At 73.0% G+C, this 515-nt stretch carries 1 protein-coding gene; it reads left to right on the plus strand.

All coding sequences use genetic code 11. The features are described 5' to 3' along the window. Window positions 1–515: amidase family protein (locus tag AC1DTN_RS39290; protein WP_477925676.1), on the plus strand; the 515-nt coding region annotated here is incomplete at both ends.

The raw sequence follows: 515 nt of genomic DNA on the forward strand, positions 1-515 counted from the left end.
GGGCATGGGCCCGCATGATCCCGGCTGTGCGCAGCGCGCGGTCGAGCCCACGCTGCCCACGCTCTCGCACGGCCTGCAGGGGCTTCGCATCGGCGTGCTCGGCGGCTGGTTCCGTGAACGCGTGCAGCCCGAAGCGCTCAACGCCGTCGACACGGTGGCGCAGGCGCTGGGTGCGACCCAGACCTTCGAACTGCCGATGGTCGAGGCGGGGCGCGCCGCGGCCTTCCTCATCACCAATTCGGAAGGCGGCGCGCTGCATCTGCCCGACTTGCGCACCCGCGCGCACGATTTCGAGCCGCTCTCGCGCGACCGCTTCCTGGCCGGCACGCTGCTGCCCGCCGCGTGGAACGCGCGCGCGCAGCGCTTGCGCCGGCTGTACGCCGAGCAGGTGGCGCGGCTCTTCGATCGCTTCGACATCCTGCTGGCCGCGGCCACGCCCTGCGCGGCGACACCCATCGGCGCCGAATGGTTCGAACTCAACGGCGAGCGCCTGCCGGTGCGGCCCAACATGGGCC

It is taken from the genome of Rhizobium sp. 01T444, assembly GCF_056398305.1.